This window comes from Nonomuraea purpurea (assembly GCF_042650645.1).
GTDB classification, from domain to species: domain Bacteria; phylum Actinomycetota; class Actinomycetes; order Streptosporangiales; family Streptosporangiaceae; genus Nonomuraea; species Nonomuraea purpurea.
Genome location: NZ_JBHSBI010000017.1, coordinates 152,152 through 170,334 on the forward strand (window position 1 = coordinate 152,152; position 18,183 = coordinate 170,334).

Genomic DNA, 18,183 nt, shown 5'->3' on the forward strand with positions numbered 1-18,183 from the left:
GGCGGGAGGTGAGGGGTTGCGGCTTCACCTGCTTGCGCTCCTGGCCAAAGAGCCGGCCCACGGCTACGAGCTCAAACAGGCGCTGGAGCAGACCTTCGGCAGCGCCTATCCCTCACCCAACATCGGCCAGATCTACGTGACCCTCGGCAGGCTGGAGAAGGACGGCTTGATCAGGGCGGTCGACGTCGAGCAGTCCAACCGGCCCAACAAGAAGGTCTACTACCTGACGGCCAAGGGCCGCGACGTGCTCACGACCTGGGTGGACGAGCCGACCGAGGGTCCCAGGGTGCGCGACGAGTTCTTCATGAAGCTCGTGCTCGCCCCGCTCACCGGCATCGCCGACCGCATGGCGCTGATCAGCCGGCAGCGCCGCCACTATCTGTCGTTGATGGGCGACCTCAACGACCTCCTGTCCCGAACGCCGCAGACCGACCGGGTGGCGACGTTGCTGATCGAGGGCGCCATGTTGCACCTGCAAGCCGATCTTGACTGGCTGGAGCGTTGCCAGGAGGATCTGGCATGAGCGCGGTTGTGAAAACGGTCAATCTGGTCAAAATCTACCAGGATGGCGCGGTCCCCGTGCCCGCCGTGCGCGGTGTGGACCTGCAGGTCGAGGCCGGCGAGTTCGTGGCGATCATGGGGCCGTCCGGCTCGGGGAAGTCCACGCTCGTCCACCTGCTGGGCGGGCTCGACACCAGGACCAGCGGCGAGATCTGGCTCGACGGCAAGCGCGTGGACACGCTCTCGGAGAGCGCCTGGGCGCTGCTGCGGCGCAAGAAGATCGGGTTCGTCTTCCAGTTCTTCAACCTCGTCGCCAACATGACCGTCGGCGACAACGTCGAGCTGCCGGCCCTGCTGGCCGGGGTCTCGCCCAAAGAGGCCCGCGAGCGCAGAGAGAACCTGCTCGGCGCGCTCAACCTGACCGACAGGTCCGAGGCGTCGCCCGCCCAGCTCTCCGGAGGCGAGCAGCAGCGGGTCGCGCTGGCCAGGGCGCTGGCCCACCAGCCCGCCCTGCTGCTGGCCGACGAGCCCACCGGCAACCTCGACAGCCGCAACACCCGCGACGTGCTCCGCCTGCTCAGCGACGTCCACAAGGAGGGCCAGACGATCGTCATGGTCACCCACGACGCCCGCGTGGCGAGCCTGGCCGACCGCCTGGTGTCGCTGTTCGACGGGGAGATCGTCGACGACGGCCGCATCGCGCGCCGGCGCACCCGCACCGCAGGAGAGGTGATCGACCTCAGGTGAGCGGACGAGCGACGATCCCATGGCGGTGGCTGTGAGTACCACGCTGGCCGGGAGCCGGTGGATCAGGGCGGACCTGCGGGCCAGGAAGGGCCAGACGGCGCTGACCGTGCTGGTCGTGGCCGGCATCGTGGCCGCGCTGATCACCGGGGCGACCCTGCTCGAAGACAGCACCAACCCGTGGCGCAGCCTGTTCGCCCAGACCGAGGGCGCCCACGTCTGGCTCTACACCGACGAGAGCCCCCAGGTCGACCTGGGGGCCATCGACGGCGTGACCAGGACCGCGGGCCCCTACCGCGCCGCGCCGGTGACCGTGGCGCAGGACGGGAAGAAGGAGCCGGCGGCGCTGCGCGCGATGCCGGCCGAGCCGCAGGCCGTGGCCCACCCCATGGTCTCCGACGGCAGGTGGCTGGACGCCGCCCAGCCCGACGGCGTGGTCGTCGAGCGCTCGTTCGCCACCTCGCTGCGGCTCGGGGTCGGCGCGCCCTTCACGATCATCGCGCTCAGCGGCGAGCGCCACACCCTGTACGTGCGCGGCATCGCCGACTCCGCCGAGCAGGGCTTCTATCCGGAGTGGACGCCCGGCCTGGCCTACGTGCTGCCGGGCACGCTCGACCGGATCGAGCCCATGCTGGGCCGCAGCGAATGGGTCACCGGGCTGCGCCTGGCCGACCAGGAGGCCTCCCAGGTCGTCTCGCAGCGCGTGGTCGTGATGCTGGAGGACAAACTCCAGCGGGTCTACACCTGGCGCGAGGTCAGGGCCGCGATGGAGCTGGACAACCGGCTGCTCGGCACGCTGCTGGCGCTGTTCGGGGTGGCCGGGCTGGTGGCCGCGGCCTTCGCGCTGGCCAACGCGGCCGGCGGGCGGGTGCTCGGCCAGCAGCGCGACCTGGCCACGCTCAAGTCGATGGGCTTCACCAAGGGCCAGGTCGCCCTGCTGCTCCTGGTCGAGCACGGCGCGCTCGGGCTGGTCGGCGTGGCGATCGGCGGCGTGGCGGGCTGGGGCGTGATGGCGGCCGTGCTGGGCGCCTCCTCCGTGGCCCCCGGGCCCGTGCTGGCGATCGTGGCGGGCACCGCCCTGGTGGTGCTGGCGGCCGTGGGCGTGCCCGCCTGGCGCGGCGGCCGCACGCCGCCGATCCCCGACGCCCCCGTCTCGCCGCCCCACGGCCGTCTGTCCAGGCTGGCCAGACTGGCCCTCCTCGTACGCCTGCCGCCCGCCCTGATCCTGGGCACCAGGGACGCGTTCACGCGCAGGATGCCGGCGTTCCTGACGGCGTTCGGCCTGGCCGTGCCGATGATGATGATCACGATCGGGCTCGGCGTGTGGGCCACCCTGGACAACTTCCGCGCCCACCCCGAGCAGGTCGGCCAGCACGCCGGCCTCTACGTCAGACCGGGCAAGCTGGAGGCCGCCGCCGCGCAGCGCATCGCCGAGCAGGACAAGGACGTGGCCGAGGTCTATCCGGGCACCGACGTGAACGCCCTGGCTCCGGGCCAGGCCCGTTCCGTCAGGGTGCGGGCGCTCGGCAGCTCGACCGACCCGTACCCGTTCCCCGTGGTCGAGGGCCGCATCTACGGCAGGCAGGGGGAGGCGGTGGCGGGGCAGGGGCTGCTGAACCTGCTCGGGCTCAAGATCGGCGACCGGGTGCGGCTGACCGTCGGCGGCACGCCGCTGATCGTCAGGATCGTCGGCAGGACGGTCGAGCCCGACCTGGACGGCGAGGTGCTCTCGGTCGGGCTGGACAGCCTGGCGGCCAAGGACGCGGTGCCGCCCGAGTTCTACGCGCTCGCCCTGAAGCCGGGCGCCGACCAGGCGGAGGTGCGCGGCCGGCTGCTGACCCAGTCGGCGGAGAGCCTGGAGGTGCAGGCCGCGGTGAACCCGGCCGACCGCCTGGCCATCATCAGGGTCGTGATCGTGGCGATGATCGCCGTGCTGACCCTGATCGGCCTGGCCAACCTGCTCACCGCCAGCGCGCTCGGCCTGCGCGACCACGCCTTCGACCTGGCCGTGCTGAAGGCCATGGGGCTGACGCCGCGCCAGGTCATGGCCACGCTCGTGACCGGTACGGGCCTGCTGGTCGTGCTCGGCGTCGGCGTGGGCGCCGCGGCGGGCGTCTCGATCGTCACCGGGCTGATCGACCTGCAGGGCCACACGAGCGGTGTGGGCGCGGGCATCGGCCGCGCGCCCTCGGCCGTGACGCTGGCCACGGCGGTCGTGATCGCCGTGGGCACGGCCCTCGCGGTGGCGCTCATCCCGGCGCGCCGCGCGGCCCGTGCCCAGGTGCCGGTCACATCGCGCTGACGGCGGGCTCCCCGGCGCGCTTGAGCGCGAACCAGTAGAACCCGTGCCCCGGCAGGGTCAGCAGGTAGGGCAGTTCCCCGATGGGCGGGAAGTGCACCCCGCCGCGCGCCTCGATCGGCGTCATGCCCTCGAAGCGCCGCAGGTCCAGCTCGACCGGCTGCGGGAACTTCGACAGGTTGTTCACACACAGCATGACGTCGTCGCCGTCCTCACGCACGAAGGTGAGCACGCAGGGGTTGGAGGACCACATTTCGGTGTAGGCCCCGACGCCGAACACCGGGTGGTTGCGGCGGATCTCCAGCATGCGCCTGGTGAAGTGGAGCAACGACCCCTCGTGGCGCTGCTGGGCCTCCACGTTGACCGCCTGGAAGCCGTAGATCGGGTCCATGACGGCGGGCAGGTAGAGGCGGCCGGGGTCGGCCGAGGAGAAGCCGGCGTTGCGGTCGGGGCTCCACTGCATCGGCGTGCGGACCGCGTCGCGGTCCTCCAGCCAGATGTTGTCGCCCATGCCGATCTCGTCGCCGTAGTAGATGATCGGCGAGCCCGGCAGGCTCAGCAGCAGCGCGGTGAACAGCTCGATCCGGTCCCTGTCGTTGTCGAGCAGGGGGGCCAGGCGGCGCCGGATGCCCAGGTAGGCCCGCATGCGCGGGTCCTTGGCGTACTCCTTGTGCATGTAGTCGCGCTCTTCCTCGGTCACCGTCTCGAGCGTGAGCTCGTCGTGGTTGCGAAGGAAGATGCCCCACTGCGCCGTCTCGGGCAGCTTCGGCGTACGCGACATGATCTCGGAGATCGGCTCGCGGGTCTCCTTCTTGACCGCCATGTAGATGCGCGGCATCAGCGGGAAGTGGAAGGCCATGTGGCACTCGTCGCCGCCGGCCGTGGGGTCGCCGAAGTACTCGACCACGTCCTCGGGCCAGCCGTTGGCCTCCGCGAGCAGCACCCGGTCCGGGTAGAGGCGGTCGACCTCCGCGCGGACCTTCTTCAGGTAGGCGTGCGTCTCGGGCAGCCCGGAGCACGCGGTGCCCTCGCGCTCGAACAGGTACGGCACCGCGTCCAGCCGGAACCCGTCGATGCCCAGGTCGAGCCAGAACCGCAGGACCTCGAGCATGGCCTCCTGCACCGCAGGGTTGTCATAGTTCAGGTCCGGCTGGTGGTGGAAGAAACGGTGCCAGTAGTACTGCTTGCGCACCGGGTCGTAGGTCCAGTTGGACTCCTCGGCGCCGATGAAGATGACCGGCGCGTCCGGATAGCCTCCGGGGTCGTCGGACCACACGTAGAAGTCGCCGTACGGCCCTTCAGGGTCGTGCCTGGACGCCTGGAACCACGGGTGCCGGTCGCTCGTGTGGTTCATCACGAGGTCGGTGATGATCCGCAGGCCGCGCTCGTGAGCCGCCTCGATCAGTTGGACAAAATCCCCCAGATCCCCAAAGTCAGGGAGGATCTTCATATAGTCCGAAATATCGTAGCCGCCGTCGCGCAGCGGCGACTCGTACAGCGGCAGCAACCACAGACAGTCCACACCGAGCCACTCGACGTAGCCGAGCTTCTCGATGAGACCGCGCAGGTCGCCGGTGCCGTCGCCATTGGAGTCCTTGAACCCCCGGACGAGAACCTCGTAGAACACCGCCCGCTTGTACCAGGCAGGGTCTTCGGAGACGAACGCCTCAGAGATCGGCTCCGGCGATGGGGATGTGTTGATCATATGTAGCTCACAGAAAGAGATGTGGGCAGGACGAAGTCACCGGTGTTCCCCGGCGTTGTTATCTGGTGACCGCGCCGCGTGGAGGCGTCATCCCTGCGAACTCCATGCCCTGACGAGACCGGATTTGTGATCTGGTGCCCGTTTGTGCGGCGCTTACGGGCCGAACACTACCAGCCCGTCGGCTTTCCGGAACCCGCTTCTGCTGTACAAGGTTTAATGCCCACGAGATCGGTATGTAATCGCCCTGTTACCCAGGGTTCACTAAAAAGGTGTAGCCAGATCTGAGAGATCGTTCTCGAAGTCGTTCAGCCAGAGCCCGAACAGCACCAATCCGCGCACCCAGAATCGGTCGTTCCAGCCGTTGAACCTGGTCAGCGCGTCGGGTCCGCCCGCGATCACCTCGTGCAGCTCGTCCGACAACAACCCCGGCACCCGGCTCACAACGGTCTCCAGCATGCGGTGCGAATAATTTCGGGCAGGCGCCGCCGTCGACCGCAACGGCACGCGCTGAAGCGGCTGCTTGACCACATTCGTGGAAGGCAGTGCGGCCACCCGTGGATGGGCCGCGCGCAGCACCTCGCGGTAGAAGCGGCCCTTGTCCTTGCGGGCCACGCCGACCGACAGCGCGGCGTCGAAGAACTCCGGATGGATGAACGGCGCCGCGAACGCCGCCTCGGGGCCGACCAGGTTGACCGCCGAGCGCGCGATGCCCCGGACCGTCCTGGTGTGCAGCACCGAGAGCGGCAACTCGGCCCGGTGCCCGTGGAGCATGGAGGTGGCCGCCGCGAACTGCTCGCGTACGGTCTCCTCCATCCACTGCACGGCGGCCTTGGACAGGAACGGCTGCGAGGGCGCGCCGAGCGACAGCGAACCCAGCACGGCCGCCGACCGCTCGGCCTGCGTCCTGGCCTCCAGCGCGGCCCCGCTGACCATGAAGTTCTTCAGCAGCGGCCCGCCGGCCAGGCCGTCGACGAGGATGCGGCCCGCGCCGTGGACCTCCTTGGCGAAGGGGGCGTACCAGGCGTGGTGCGGCGTCAGGTATTCGAGCCTGCGGGCGACCTCGGCGGCGTCGTCCGGATAGTCGGCGGCGTCCTGGGTGATCACCCGGTGCTGGATGCCCAGCTCCCTGGTGATCGACCTGGCGAAGGCGATGTCGGTGTCGGTGCCGTCGTCGGGGCTGGTCGTCCACGACTCGACGTCCATGCCGCGGGCCTTGGCCACGCTCGCCAGCAGCCGTGAGTCGTAGCCGCCCGAGACCGGCACGAGCAGCTTGCGGCCGTCGTAGTCCTCGTAGACGCGGTGCAGCAGCTCGACGATCTCCTGCGGGCTGATCCACGCCTCGTACGGCTCGGTGCGCAGCCAGCGCGGCAGCCGGCGGTCGGTGGCCACCCTCCCGTGCTCCCACACCAGCGCGCTCGATCCCGGCAGGCGCTTGACCTCGGCGTACGGCGTCGCCTCGCCCAGCGGGAAGGTCACCTGGAGGATCGAGGCCCAGGCCGACCAGTCGATCCGGATCGGCACCAGGCTGAGCAGGGGCTGGATGAGGGAGGAGAAGTAGACGGCCTCGCCGTGGCGGACGTAGTAGACGTCCACGAGCCCGAGCGCGCCGGTGTGCAGCGTGATCCGCTCGCCGTCGCCGATCAGGCCGGGCGTCTCGTGGGTCTCCGCGACCGTCATCCAGTCTTCCGCCTCGGTCGGCCTGCGCTCGCCCCAGGAGAACGCGAACGCCCCTCCTGAGCGGTGGTAGGGCGGCAGCGGCGTCGAGCTGAACAGCGCGGCCTCGGCCGACTGGAGGGCCGGGCGGACCCGGGGGCCGGCGGCCATCAGCTTGCCGAGCACGGCGGTGTCGATCCGGCCGAGAGCGCCGCAGACGTAGGGTCGGACGTTGAACTGCACCGGATCTCATCCCTTCCAGACGCTTGCGCAAAGAGTATCCTTTGCCGGGCTGAGGGAGAGGTGGTCGGTTTTGTCCACAGAGCTGGAGAGCACGCGAAGGGCGCTGCGGGACGCGGTCGCGCAGGCCGAGCGCGCCGCCGAGCTGGCCAGGCTGCTGGACGCCGCCCAGGCCAAGCTGGCCGCGGCCGAGGAGAGCGCCGAGCAGGTCAGGACGCTGGCCGAGCAGCTGAGCGAGGCTGAGGAGCAGCTCGCCGCCGAGCAGGCCGCCGCCGACAAGCTGCGCAAGGACGTGGCCGAGCAGCGTTTCCAGGCCGAGGTGGCCAACTGGAAGCTGTCGTCGATCAAGGTCGCCCGCTGGAACCGGCTCGGTGACGCCATCAAGAGCGGCAAGAGCAACCCCGTCCGGCTCGCCAGGGGCCTCAAGGGCGCCGCCAAGCCCGTCAAACGGCCCGTCGCGCCCAAACGCAAGCCGCCCGCGTCCAACGCCAAGCCCAAGGACGAGCGCCCGGGAGCGGCCTTCCAGGCCACGACCACGACCAGGACGGTCGAGGGCGCCTCCTTCAAGCTCAAGCCGTTCCGGGTGCCGACGGGGCCCAACACCCGTCCGCACCTGACGGCCGCGGTGATCGCCGACCCGCACGCCGAGGCGCTGCTGCGCTACGAGTGGCGGCAGACGACCGGGTTCACGCCGCGCGACTTCGCCAGGGTGCTCCCGCTGGAGGTGCCCCACCTGCTCGTCGTCGAGTCCGTCACGCGGGGGCCGTGGGCCGAGGAGATCATCGGCGAGCCCGGCGAGGGGCTGCGGGCGCTGCTGGCCTGGTGCGCCGAGCGCGGCATCCGCACGGTCTTCTGGCACACCCAGGGCGAGGTGTCCGACTACGCCGCGGCGGCCCACCTGTTCGAGCACCGCTTCACCAACGACCTGACCGTGGCCTGGCCGCGCCTGCAGTTCGGGGTCCAGCCCCGGGTGCACAACCCGCTGCCGCTGTCCAGCGGGCGCATCGACCGGGTGCTCTCGCTCAACCAGCTCCTGCCCGATCACCTGTCCTACCCGGACGTGCTGACCTCCTACCGCTGGGCCGCCGCGGCCGACTGCCCGCCGGGCACGCCTCAGTGGCGGCTGGCCGAGCTCGCCGCCTGCGGCACGCCCATCGGCACCGAGGCCGACTCGCGGCGGGCGCACGTGGCGCTGCGGCGGGCCTACCAGATGGGCACGATGACCGAGCGCATCGACGAGATGCTGGAGGCGATCGGGCTGCCCAGCGCCCGCGCCACCCTCAACACCTCCGTGCTGCTGCCGATCCGCGACCCGTTCCTGATGGAGCACGGGCTGGCGCAGGTGGCCAAGCAGTCGGGCGTGGACCAGCTCATCGTCATCGGGCCGCCGGAGACCGAGCTGCGGGCCCGCGACGTGCTGCCGGACGTCGAGATCATCTACCGCCGCCCGGAGCCCTCGATGACCGAGGGCGCGATGCTGGGCGCCGGCATCGACCTGTGCGAGGCCGACCTGGTGGCGGTCATGGACCCGCGCGACGTCTACGGCCCGCACTACCTGGCGGACCTGCGGCGGGCCTTCCTGTTCAGCACCGCCGACGTCGTCGGCAAGGCCGCCTACTACGCTCACCTGCGCAAGCCGCAGACCACGCTGCTCAAGCAGCCGGACGCCGAGTACTCCTACGTGCCGGAGATCACCGGAGCCACCCTGCTGGCCCGCCGCAACGCGCTGCGCGAGCTGGGCTTCGCCGACCTCACCGAGGGCTGGGACGAGGTTCTCATGCGGCAGTGCCGCACCGACGGGATCAAGGTGTTCTCGGCCGACCGGTTCGGCTACGTGCGGGTGCGCGACGAGGACCGCTGGCTGCTCGGGGCGGCCCAACTGGTCGAGTACGGCTCGGCGGAGCCGCACGCGCTCATCTAAGGTCGTCCCATGCTGGAGGAGCTGGCCGAGGCGCTGGGGGAGCCGCCGGCGCCCGAAGGGACGTGGGAGCGCGAGGCCGTGTACGTCTCCGCCGCGGCCCTGCGGCGGCGCCTGCCCCCCGAGCCGCTCGCCGAGCGGATCTCGGCCCTGCCGGGCGTGGACAGGGTCGAGGCCGAGCCGAACGGGTTCCTGCGGATCATCGTCCGCGAGCCGGGCGAGCTGCTGGAGTCGCTGCCGCGTCCCGACCTCCCCGAGCCCGCGTGGCCGGACTTTCCCCGCACGTGGGACAACCCTGGCTTCGTGGTCAGGTACGCGCACGCCCGCACGTGCGCCGTGCGGCGGTGGGCCGATCAGCTCCGGGTGCCGCTCACCGGGTTCAGGCCCGAACTGCTCGACGACCCCCGCGACCGGCTGGTGCTCAGGGTGCTGGCGGAGCTGCCGGGGCGGCTGGGCAGCAGGGATCCGGGCTGGGAGGCGTACCTGCTGCGGCTGGCCCTGGCCTATCACGACGCCCACGAGCACGCGCCCGCCGTGCCCGTCGGGGACGAGCCGCCGGGGCCGGTGCACACGGCGCGGGTGCGGCTGGCGGAGACGGTGGGCGGGATCATCGCAGGGCCGGATCGGCTGTGACGAATTGCAAAATATCCGGGCTACCAGTGAAAAAGCGTAAAAATATCCCTTCTGCGGCTTGATCCCGTCTCGATACGTGGGCAGTGGGTCATGGCTCACTTGCTGTTCCGATAGCCTCGATCAGGTGAGTCGATTCGCCCATCCCGCCGGGGACCGGCATGCCGAGATGCTTCCCCACGAGCGCCCGCCGCAGGCGCCCGCCGACCTCAACCGGATCAACCCCGCGATCTGGCCCCGAACGTCGACGCGGACCGACGGCGCGCTCACGGTCGGCGGCGTGGACGTCCGCGACCTGGCCCGCGAGTACGGCACGCCGCTCTACGTCCTCGACGAGGACGACGTGCGCTCGCGCATGCGCGACTACGCCACCGCCTTCGCCGGCTCCGAGGTCCACTACGCCGGCAAGGCGTTCCTGTGCAAGGAGCTCGTGCGCTGGCTGCGCGACGAGGGCCTCGGGCTCGACGTGGCCAGCAGCGGCGAGCTCGCGGTCGCGCTCAGCGTCGGATTCCCCGCCGAGCGCGTCACGATGCACGGCAACAACAAGTCCGCCGCCGAGCTGACCAAGGCCCTGGAAGCCGGCGTCGGCCACATCGTGGTCGACTCCTTCGACGAGATCGCCCGCCTCGGCTACCTCGCCGAACAGCACGGCAAGCGGCCCAAGGTGATGATCAGGGTGACCACCGGGGTCGAGGCCCACACCCACGAGTTCATCGCCACGGCCCACGACGACCAGAAGTTCGGGCTCTCGCTCAACTCCGGCGCCGCCGCCGAGGCCGTCCACCGCATCCTCGCGCTGCCGCAGCTCGAACTCGTCGGGCTGCACTCCCACATCGGGTCCCAGATCGTCGACACGGCCGGGTTCGAGGCGGCCGCCAGGCGCCTGGCCACGCTGCTCGTGCAGATCAAGGACGAGCACGGCGTGGTGCTGCCCGAGCTCGACCTCGGCGGCGGCTACGGCATCGCCTACGTCGAGGGCGACGAGGCGCCCGACATCAAGGAGCTGGCCGACGGCCTGCGCGAGATCGTCACCAAGGTCTGCGCCGACGCGGGCCTGCCCGTGCCCCGCCTGACCGTCGAGCCGGGCCGCACCATCGTCGGTCCAGGCGGCATCACGCTCTACCAGGTCGGCACCGTCAAGGACGTCGAGGGCCTGCGCACCTACGTCAGCATCGACGGCGGCATGAGCGACAACGTCCGCACCGCCCTCTACGGCGCCGACTACACCGCCGCGCTGGCCAGCCGCGTCAGCCAGGACGCGCCCATGCTCAGCCGTCTGGTCGGCAAGCACTGCGAGAGCGGCGACATCATCGTGCGCGACTGCCACCTGCCGGCCGACCTCACGCCGGGAGACCTGATCGCCGTGGCGGCGACCGGCGCCTACTGCCGCTCGCTGGCCAGCAACTACAACTACCTGCCCAAGCCCGCCGTGGTGGCCGTCTCAGGCGGCAAGTCGCGGGTGATCGTGCAGGGCGAGACCGAGGACGACCTACTGAGGGGGCAGGTGTGAAACCGCTGAAAGTGGCTCTTCTGGGCTGCGGCGTCGTCGGCTCGCAGGTCATCAGGCTCATGCACGAGCAGGCCGCCGACCTGGCGGCCCGCATCGGGGCCCCGCTCGAGCTGGCCGGGGTCGCGGTGCGCCGCCTGGGCCGCAAGCGCGACATCGACATCGACCCGGCCCTGCTGACCACCGACGCCGAGGCGCTGGTCACCCGCGACGACGTCGACATCGTGATCGAGGTCATCGGCGGCATCGAGCCGGCCCGCACGCTGATCGTCTCGGCCCTGTCCAAGGGCAAGTCCGTGGTCACCGCCAACAAGGCCCTGCTGGCCGAGGACGGCGGCACCCTCCACGAGGCCGCCCGCAACGGCAACGGCGACCTCTACTTCGAGGCCAGCGTGGCCGGCGCCATCCCGCTGCTGCGCCCCCTGCGCGAGTCGCTGGCCGGCGACCACGTCAAACGGGTGCTGGGCATCGTCAACGGCACCACCAACTACATCCTCGACAAGATGGACTCCACCGGCGCGTCCTTCACCGACGCCCTGGAGGAGGCCCAGACGCTCGGCTACGCCGAGGCCGACCCGACGGCCGACGTCGAGGGCTTCGACGCCGCCGCCAAGGCCGCCATCCTGGCCGGGCTCGCCTTCCACAGCCGGGTGACGGCCGCCGAGGTGCACCGCGAGGGCATCACCGAGATCACCGCCACCGACGTGGCCTCGGCCAAGGAGATGGGCTACGTCATCAAGCTGCTGGCCATCTGCGCCCGCGCGGACGACGGCCGCTCGTTCGGGGTGCGGGTGCACCCGGCGATGATCCCCAGGTCCCATCCGCTGGCCGGGGTGCGCGAGGCGTACAACGCGGTCTTCGTGGAGGCCGAGTCGGCCGGAGAGCTGATGTTCTACGGCAAGGGCGCGGGCGGGGCGCCCACGGCCTCCGCCGTGCTCGGCGACCTGGTCGCGGTGGCCCGCAACCGCCTGGCGGGCACCCGCGGGCCAGAAGAGTCGACCTACGCCGACCTGGTGGCCCACCCCATGGGCGAGACCGTCACGCGCTGCCACGTGGCGCTCGACGTGGCCGACAAGCCGGGCGTGCTGGCGCGGGTGGCGGAGCTGTTCTCCAAGCACGACGTCTCGATCCAGACGGTGCGCCAGGAGGGGCGCGGCGACGACGCCCAGCTCGTCATCGTCACCCACCGGGCCACCGACGCCGCCCTGACGGCGACCATGGAGGGGCTGCGGGAGCTCGACCACGTGCGCGCGGTGGCCAGTGTGATGCGCGTCGAGGGCGACGAATAACTATTTGCCGGGGAAGGCCAGGCCCCTGACACGGCGGACGGCCCGCTTCAGCACCGTGCGGTCCTGGGTGCGGGCCAGCCGCACCGCCTCCTTGCGCCAGGACTCCGCCTTCTCCCGCCAGCGGGCGGCGTCCCTGCCGTTCTTGCCCGCCTCCTTGCGCAGCTGGGCGATCTCGGCGCGGAGCTCGGCCGTGCGCTTGCGGTAGAGAGCGATCTTCTGCTCCTGCTGGGCGGCCTGCTTGACGATCTCCGGGACGGGCCGTTTGCGGGGCGGATAGACGGCAGGGCGGCGCTTGAAGCCCCAGCTTTCGCCGTCCACCCACTCCAGGCCGAAAACGGCGTCGAGGAGGTCGTCGGGGTCGTCGTCCCGGGTGGCCACCAGCGCGACCCTGGCCAGGGCCGCCGTGCGGTCCAGGCGGGCGACGGCGACGCCCTGCGCGTTCTCCTCCAGCGCGACGAGCAGGCCGCCGGCGTCGTGCTCCTCCATGTGGGCCACCAGGCGTTCCACGGTGTCCTGCGACGGGACCCAGCCCGGCGGGACGCTCAGGTGGAACGGGGGTGTGCCCGTCTCGGGGGCCGTCAGGTGGACGCGCGGGTCGTTGTCGAAGGTCGCGTGGATGAGCCGCAGGTCGAGGTCGGGGTCGGCGAGCGGGGAGCGGCGGTCGCAGGTCAGCGAATCCCAGGGGCCGGTGACGGTGACCCTGACGTCGGGGAGCGAACCGGCCAGCAGGCCGTCGACCGTGGCCCTGACGTCCTCGTAGGAGCCCGTGGCGGGCACCACCGCGTCCACGTACGGCACCAGCCACTGGCGGCCGGGGTCGGTGCGCAGGTAGCGGCGGTACGGGACCCGGTCGGCGACGTAGGGGTCGTTGTAGCGCTTGAGCGCGGTGAAGTCGCGCATCGCCGTCGGCAGGCCGACGTGCCAGGCCCTGGACTGCGGGTCGGGGACGAACACCACGCCCGCCTGCGTGAGCCGGTAGCCGAGCTCCGTGTCCTCCGCCAGCACGAGCGAGGTGTCCATGCCGCCGATCGAACGCAGCAGCTCGGCCGGGTAGGACGCCGTGGCGCCGACGTGGATGCGGGTGGCCAGGGAGTTCGGCGCGCCGCGCAGGCCGTCGTGGTCGGCGATGATCTGCTCGGCCCAGTCGTGGCGGTGCGGGGACAGCTCGAACAGGCCCTCCTCCTCGCCCGCCGCCAATGCCTGGCACACCCGCTCCTGGGACGGCAGGTCGCCGCCCGCCGGGGTGAAGTCGATCCAGCCCAGGACCACCACGTACGGGGCCAGGTGGTGCCAGCGGAGCTGGGCCTCCACGTGCTGCCTGTGGGGCACCATGTCGGCGTCCAGGACGAAGACGACCTCGCCCATGGCCGCGTCCAGGCCCGCCTGCACGGCCCACGCCCGGCCCCAGCCGCCCGGCGGGCTGGAGATCAGCTTCGTTCTGGAGGGCCTGATCTCCGGCAGGTGGAGCGGGGTGGCGCTGCCGTCGTCCACGACGATGACGTCGATGAGGGGCTCGGGGTAGCTCTGGGCCGACAGGGCGGCCAGCGTGAGGTCCAGGGTCTCCTGGCGGTCGTGGGCCGGGATGACGACCGTGACGGTGAGCGTGGGCTCCCAGGCGCCCAGGGCGGGCGGGGTCAGGACGCCGAAGTCGTTGCGCCGGATGCGCGGGATGGGTGTCATGGGCGCGGGCCCCCGTCCATGGCCATGAGCGCGTTCGGGCGGAAGCCGCGCCACTGGTGCCGGTTGCGTTGCAGGAACGTCCCGATCGGCTCCTGCCAGGTGTGGTTGGCGGCCGGGCCTCTGCGCAGGATGTAGCCGAGCCCGTGTGTGCGGTAGATCTGCCCGCCGGCCGCCTGCAGCGCCTCCTGGAACTGCGTGTCCACCGAGCGGCGCAGCGGCCTGAACCCGCCCACCGCCTGGAACGCCGACCGCTCCACCAGGATCGTGCCCCCGGCGACGAAGCTGGTGATCTGCTCGGTGATCTGCCTGCGGTGCACGGTGACGTCGATGGAGGCCAGGTAGACGAACTCCGGCACCGTGCCGATCACCTGGGCGCCCGAGTACGAGTGCGCCAGGAGCAGATCGGACAGGAAGTCCGGGCCGTACCAGTCGTCGTCGTCCATCTTCAGCAGGAACGAGCCCGACGCCCTGGTGGCGGCGGCGTTCAGCACCTCGCCGAAGATCGCCTTGGGGTCGGCCTCGAACACCGTCAGGGGCCGCTCGAACGCCTTGATCGCCACGGCCACGTCCGGGTCGTCCTTCGAGACGCCGTGCAGGGCGAGGATCACTTCGAGTCGCGTGTCGCGCTGCCTGGCGACCTGGTCGAGGGCGAAGGCCACCATGTCGGCGCGGCGGGTGGCCAGCAGGACCGAGGTGAGCGGGGGAGCGGGGGCGGGCGCGCCGAGCTGTTCCCAGCGCGCGGCCACGCCGTGGGTGCGCAGCGCGGCGCGGCGCAGCCGGATGCTGTGTTCCTCCCGCCGGAGTTCGTCGGACAGGTCCGGATATTTCTGGACGAGCTCGATGAGGTCGTCGCCGAGCGCGCCCGCCCAGCGCGGCACCGTCTCCGCCACCAGCGGCACCCCGGCGGCGGCCAGACCCGCCAGCACCCGCACGGCCGCCAGCGGGCCGCTGTGGGCGTGGCGCCAGTCCACCTCCACACCGCGGATCTGCCGCAACCTGGCCACGTCGGCGTCGGTCACCCCACCCGACTCGGCGAACGACGTCACGACCTTCCCGTCCAGGACCACCGACCAGCGGCCGTCGCGCTCGGCCAGCGAGGCCATGCCGCGGGAGGGGGTCGTGACGAAACCCTGGGGGTTCACGAGGCGTTCGTCCACCGGGGGGATCATGGAGGGCTCGGCCAGCACGTCGGGGTCGGCCAAGGGCGAACCGGCCATTCCCGGGCGGCCCAGGCGCTCCCAGGTCGCCGCCTGCGGCGCGGGGCGCTCGATGGGCGTCTGGTCGCCCGCCCAGGCCGGGGCGCCGTCCTCGGTGACGCTCATGGGCGTGGTTCGCAGGACCACATCGCTGCCGGGGGCCCCCACCCGCTCGGGGACGGGGCCCGTCACCTCGGCGGGTGTGGCGTTCGGGTCGCCGGGCCGCCAGGCCGCCGCGCCGACGCCCGCGATCGCCGCCGCGGGCGCCGCGATCACGTCCAGGCGATGCCCCGCGAAGGCGCGGGCCGTGGCGGTGACGGTACGGCCGGCGGGCGTGGCGGCGGAGAAACGGGCGTCCACCACCCAGACCCGGTTCTTGGGCTGGTACACCCGCAGATCGGTCAGCGACCGCCACCGGTGGGCGGGCGTGGGCGTGGGCACGGGCGCCGGATGGGCGGCGGGCGTGTCGAGCACGGCCACCACCACCCGCTCGGCCTGGGGCAACAGCTTGTGGAGCGTCGCGATCCTGCGCAGGTCGGCCGGTGTCCTGGCCAGGACGAGGACTTCGCGCACCTGCTCGGGCTCGGCGGGCGGCTCCATGAGGTCGCGGTCGAGATCGACGACGACCCGCTCGTCGGCCCCGGAGAACGGCTTCACGTCGTCCATTCCGGCGAAGAACACGGGAGCGCCGCGCAGCTCCGCCATCAGCTCCTTGATCATCCGGCGCTCCGCAGGTGCCTGATCAACGAGCTCAACGGCCCACGGCGGTCCTCGGAGCCGTCGGCGTCGGAGGGGGCCGACAGCCGTTCGACCTCGGCCTTCAACTGTGCCACCTCGGCACGCAGCTCCTTGACCTCCCCGAGCCGCTCCCCGGCCAGCCCCCTCCATTTGGCGGGGTCGCCACCCAACAGCTCGGCCTCCTCGGGCCTCGCGAACCCGTATTCGCCCCCGCTCACCCACTCCGAGCCGAACATCTCGTCCACGAGGTCATCGGCCGCGCCGCGCAGCAGGGCGGCGCGGGAGAAGGCGGACGTACGCTCCAGCCGGGCGGCCTCGACCCCGCCGGGACCCTCGGCCAGGGCGATGGAGACCAGCCCGAGCAGGTCCTTGTCGGCGTGCCGCACGAGCTTGGCGAGCGTGTCGGCGCCCAGGACCCATCCGGTGGGCAGGGTGAGCTGGAAGGGGGTGGGCGCGACGGATGCGGGTACGCTCTCCGCGAACGCGACCCGGGGCTCATGCGCGTAGAGATTGTGCAGCAGCCGCAGGTCGAGCATGGGGTCGTCCAGGTTGGACCGGCGCTCGCCGGTCAGCTTGCCCCACGGCCCGACGAGCGTGACGGCAGCGTCGGCGAGCGTGCCCGCCAGCGCCGAGTCCACGCCGGCGCGCGTCTGCTCGTACGTGGTCGCCGCCACCACGACCCGCACGTACGGCACCCGCCAGTTCCGCCGCGGATGGCTGCGCAACCAGCGCAGATCGGGGATGAAGTCACCCAGGTAGGACCAGTTGTGCCGGTGCACCTCCTTCTCCCGCGTCATCACGGTGGAGGGCCCGACGTGCCACGCCCTGGCCTCGGGGTCGGGGATGAACACCGCCCCCGCCTGGAGCAGGCGGTATCCGAGCTCGGTGTCCTCGGCCATGTTCAGGGAGACGTCCACGCCGCCGGCCGCGCGCAGCAGTTCGGCGCGCACGGAGGTGGAGGCGCCGGTGTGCAACAGGTACGCCCCCGCGCCCGCGTCCTTGAGCCGCCTGGTCGACTCCAGCGTCTTGCGCGTGTACTCCGAGACGACGCCCTCCTCGCCCGGCTCGTCCACGAAGCGCGTCTCGCCGATCACCACCGCGTAGTCGATGAGGTGGTGCCAGCGCATGTGCGTCTCAAGGTGGTCCTCGGACAGGATCATGTCGGAGTCGAGCCAGTGGACGACGTCCCCGGTGGCCGCGAGCTGGCCGGTCTGCCGGGCCGCGCCCCGTCCCCAGCCCTCGGGCACCCGTACGACCCGCGCCCCCTGCGCCTGGAGCGGCGGCCGGCTGCCGTCGTCGGCGACGATCACTTCGACGAGCTCGGCCGGGTAGGTCTGGCGCGCGAGCGCGGGAATCGTGCGCTCCAGCGCGTCCGCGCAGTTGTAGGCCGGGATGACCACGGACACCCGCAGCGTGGGCCGCCACGAGCCGACCGCCGGTGGTCGCAGCACCCCGTAGTCGTTGTGCCTGACCCGGGTCACACCGAGTCCTTGGCCGGCGCGCGGACCTCGGCGCGCAGCTCCTCCACCTCTCGTGCCCGCGCCATGGCGTTCACGCGGTCCTCCCCGAGCGAGGCCAGGATCGCGCCGAGGTCGTCGGCGCGCCGGCCGGCGGACTCCTCGACGGCGCGCACCAGCAGGTCGAGCCGTGTCTCGATGGTCCTGAGCGCGGCCGTGGTCTTGGCCAGCTCGGCTTCGTGCTTCTTGATCCGCAGGTCGATCCTGTGCGCCTTGCCGTCGACGCGTCGCAGGGTGACCGTCACGTACGCGAGGGCCGCGAACGTGACCAGGAAGGCCGTCGCGGTCGCCGCCGCCCCGGGCGTGATCAGCCCGGCGACGACGAGGAGCGCGAGCACGCCGAGGGTCAGAGCTGCGAGGGCTGCGGCGGTCGCTGCCAGTCGGCGGGGCGAGAGCATCCGCGCATACCTTTCATGATTCACGCCTTGTCGGGCATCAGAGGCGTCGGGTGACTTTGGGGGATTGTCGTGGGCTTAAGGGGATTGTTGACACCTTAATAAACTTCGTCCACTACCGTGCCATAGGTTCCTGGAGGATGACTGAGAGTCTCCTCGGGTTTTACCTGG

The 18,183-nt window shown here is 71.5% G+C and carries 13 protein-coding genes; 7 read left to right on the forward strand and 6 right to left on the reverse strand.

The window, feature by feature from the left end; all coding sequences use genetic code 11:
• Window positions 1-16 precede the first annotated feature (16 nt).
• From ACFOY2_RS31255 to ACFOY2_RS31265, 3 genes are read left to right on the forward strand one after another with little or no spacing between them, the layout of a single operon-like run.
• Window positions 17-523 carry a PadR family transcriptional regulator gene (locus ACFOY2_RS31255; RefSeq protein ID WP_379531683.1) on the forward strand — a complete coding sequence of 169 codons (507 nt, stop codon included), beginning with the start codon at window positions 17-19 and terminating at the stop codon, window positions 521-523.
• Complete coding sequence (locus ACFOY2_RS31260) at window positions 520-1,248, forward strand: ABC transporter ATP-binding protein (RefSeq protein WP_379531684.1); 729 nt, start codon at window positions 520-522, stop codon at window positions 1,246-1,248. The genes ACFOY2_RS31255 and ACFOY2_RS31260 overlap by 4 nt, the downstream gene beginning before the upstream one ends.
• A 31-nt stretch (window positions 1,249-1,279) precedes the next feature.
• The gene (locus ACFOY2_RS31265; protein WP_379531685.1) at window positions 1,280-3,547 is read left to right on the forward strand and encodes an ABC transporter permease; all 2,268 of its coding nucleotides are present in this window, start codon (window positions 1,280-1,282) and stop codon (window positions 3,545-3,547) included.
• Here ACFOY2_RS31265 and treS read toward each other — a convergent pair.
• Window positions 3,534-5,249: a maltose alpha-D-glucosyltransferase gene (treS, locus tag ACFOY2_RS31270; protein WP_379531686.1), complete on the reverse strand. Its 1,716-nt coding sequence runs from the start codon at window positions 5,247-5,249 to the stop codon at window positions 3,534-3,536. The two genes, ACFOY2_RS31265 and treS, sit on opposite strands and share 14 nt — an antisense overlap.
• A gap of 261 nt (window positions 5,250-5,510) precedes the next feature.
• A complete protein-coding gene (locus ACFOY2_RS31275) occupies window positions 5,511-7,145 on the reverse strand; it encodes an asparagine synthetase B family protein (protein WP_379531687.1) in 1,635 nt (544 codons plus the stop codon).
• Window positions 7,146-7,215: 70 nt separating this feature from the next.
• On the opposite strand from ACFOY2_RS31275, the gene ACFOY2_RS31280 reads away from it, so the two are divergent.
• From ACFOY2_RS31280 to ACFOY2_RS31295, 4 genes are all read left to right on the forward strand, one after another.
• Window positions 7,216-9,063, forward strand: a complete 1,848-nt coding sequence (locus tag ACFOY2_RS31280; protein ID WP_379531688.1) for a hypothetical protein — start codon at window positions 7,216-7,218, stop codon at window positions 9,061-9,063.
• Window positions 9,064-9,072: 9 nt separating this feature from the next.
• Window positions 9,073-9,693, forward strand: coding sequence for an anticodon-binding protein (locus tag ACFOY2_RS31285; RefSeq protein ID WP_379531689.1), 621 nt, complete (start codon window positions 9,073-9,075; stop codon window positions 9,691-9,693).
• A gap of 124 nt (window positions 9,694-9,817) precedes the next feature.
• Window positions 9,818-11,200: a diaminopimelate decarboxylase gene (gene lysA, locus ACFOY2_RS31290; RefSeq protein WP_379531690.1), complete on the forward strand. Its 1,383-nt coding sequence runs from the start codon at window positions 9,818-9,820 to the stop codon at window positions 11,198-11,200.
• Entirely contained in the window at window positions 11,197-12,486 is a 1,290-nt protein-coding gene (locus ACFOY2_RS31295) for a homoserine dehydrogenase (RefSeq protein WP_379531691.1), read from the forward strand. Before lysA ends, ACFOY2_RS31295 begins: the two co-directional genes overlap by 4 nt.
• Here the strand turns inward: ACFOY2_RS31295 and ACFOY2_RS31300 are convergent, their stop codons facing one another.
• The 4 genes from ACFOY2_RS31300 to ACFOY2_RS31315 are packed head-to-tail and all read right to left on the reverse strand — an operon-like array spanning window position 12,487 to window position 18,015.
• The gene (locus ACFOY2_RS31300) at window positions 12,487-14,166 is read right to left on the reverse strand and encodes a glycosyltransferase (RefSeq protein WP_379531692.1); all 1,680 of its coding nucleotides are present in this window, start codon (window positions 14,164-14,166) and stop codon (window positions 12,487-12,489) included.
• Window positions 14,163-16,082: a glycosyltransferase gene (locus ACFOY2_RS31305; RefSeq protein ID WP_379531693.1), complete on the reverse strand. Its 1,920-nt coding sequence runs from the start codon at window positions 16,080-16,082 to the stop codon at window positions 14,163-14,165. The genes ACFOY2_RS31300 and ACFOY2_RS31305 overlap by 4 nt, the downstream gene beginning before the upstream one ends.
• The gene (locus ACFOY2_RS31310; RefSeq protein ID WP_379531694.1) at window positions 16,079-17,581 is read right to left on the reverse strand and encodes a glycosyltransferase; all 1,503 of its coding nucleotides are present in this window, start codon (window positions 17,579-17,581) and stop codon (window positions 16,079-16,081) included. Before ACFOY2_RS31310 ends, ACFOY2_RS31305 begins: the two co-directional genes overlap by 4 nt.
• Complete coding sequence (locus ACFOY2_RS31315; RefSeq protein WP_379531695.1) at window positions 17,578-18,015, reverse strand: hypothetical protein; 438 nt, start codon at window positions 18,013-18,015, stop codon at window positions 17,578-17,580. Before ACFOY2_RS31315 ends, ACFOY2_RS31310 begins: the two co-directional genes overlap by 4 nt.
• Window positions 18,016-18,183: the final 168 nt, after the last annotated feature.

Excerpts from the sequence above, each read along its gene's own strand:
- ACFOY2_RS31260 (WP_379531684.1), top strand. The coding sequence starts at position 520 with ATGAGCGCGGTTGTGAAAACGGTCAATCTGGTCAAAATCTACCAGGAT.
- treS (WP_379531686.1), bottom strand. The coding sequence starts at position 5,249 with ATGATCAACACATCCCCATCGCCGGAGCCGATCTCTGAGGCGTTCGTC.
- ACFOY2_RS31285 (WP_379531689.1), top strand. The coding sequence starts at position 9,073 with ATGCTGGAGGAGCTGGCCGAGGCGCTGGGGGAGCCGCCGGCGCCCGAA.
- ACFOY2_RS31300 (WP_379531692.1), bottom strand. The coding sequence starts at position 14,166 with ATGACACCCATCCCGCGCATCCGGCGCAACGACTTCGGCGTCCTGACC.
- ACFOY2_RS31305 (WP_379531693.1), bottom strand. The coding sequence starts at position 16,082 with ATGATCAAGGAGCTGATGGCGGAGCTGCGCGGCGCTCCCGTGTTCTTC.
- ACFOY2_RS31315 (WP_379531695.1), bottom strand. The coding sequence starts at position 18,015 with ATGCTCTCGCCCCGCCGACTGGCAGCGACCGCCGCAGCCCTCGCAGCT.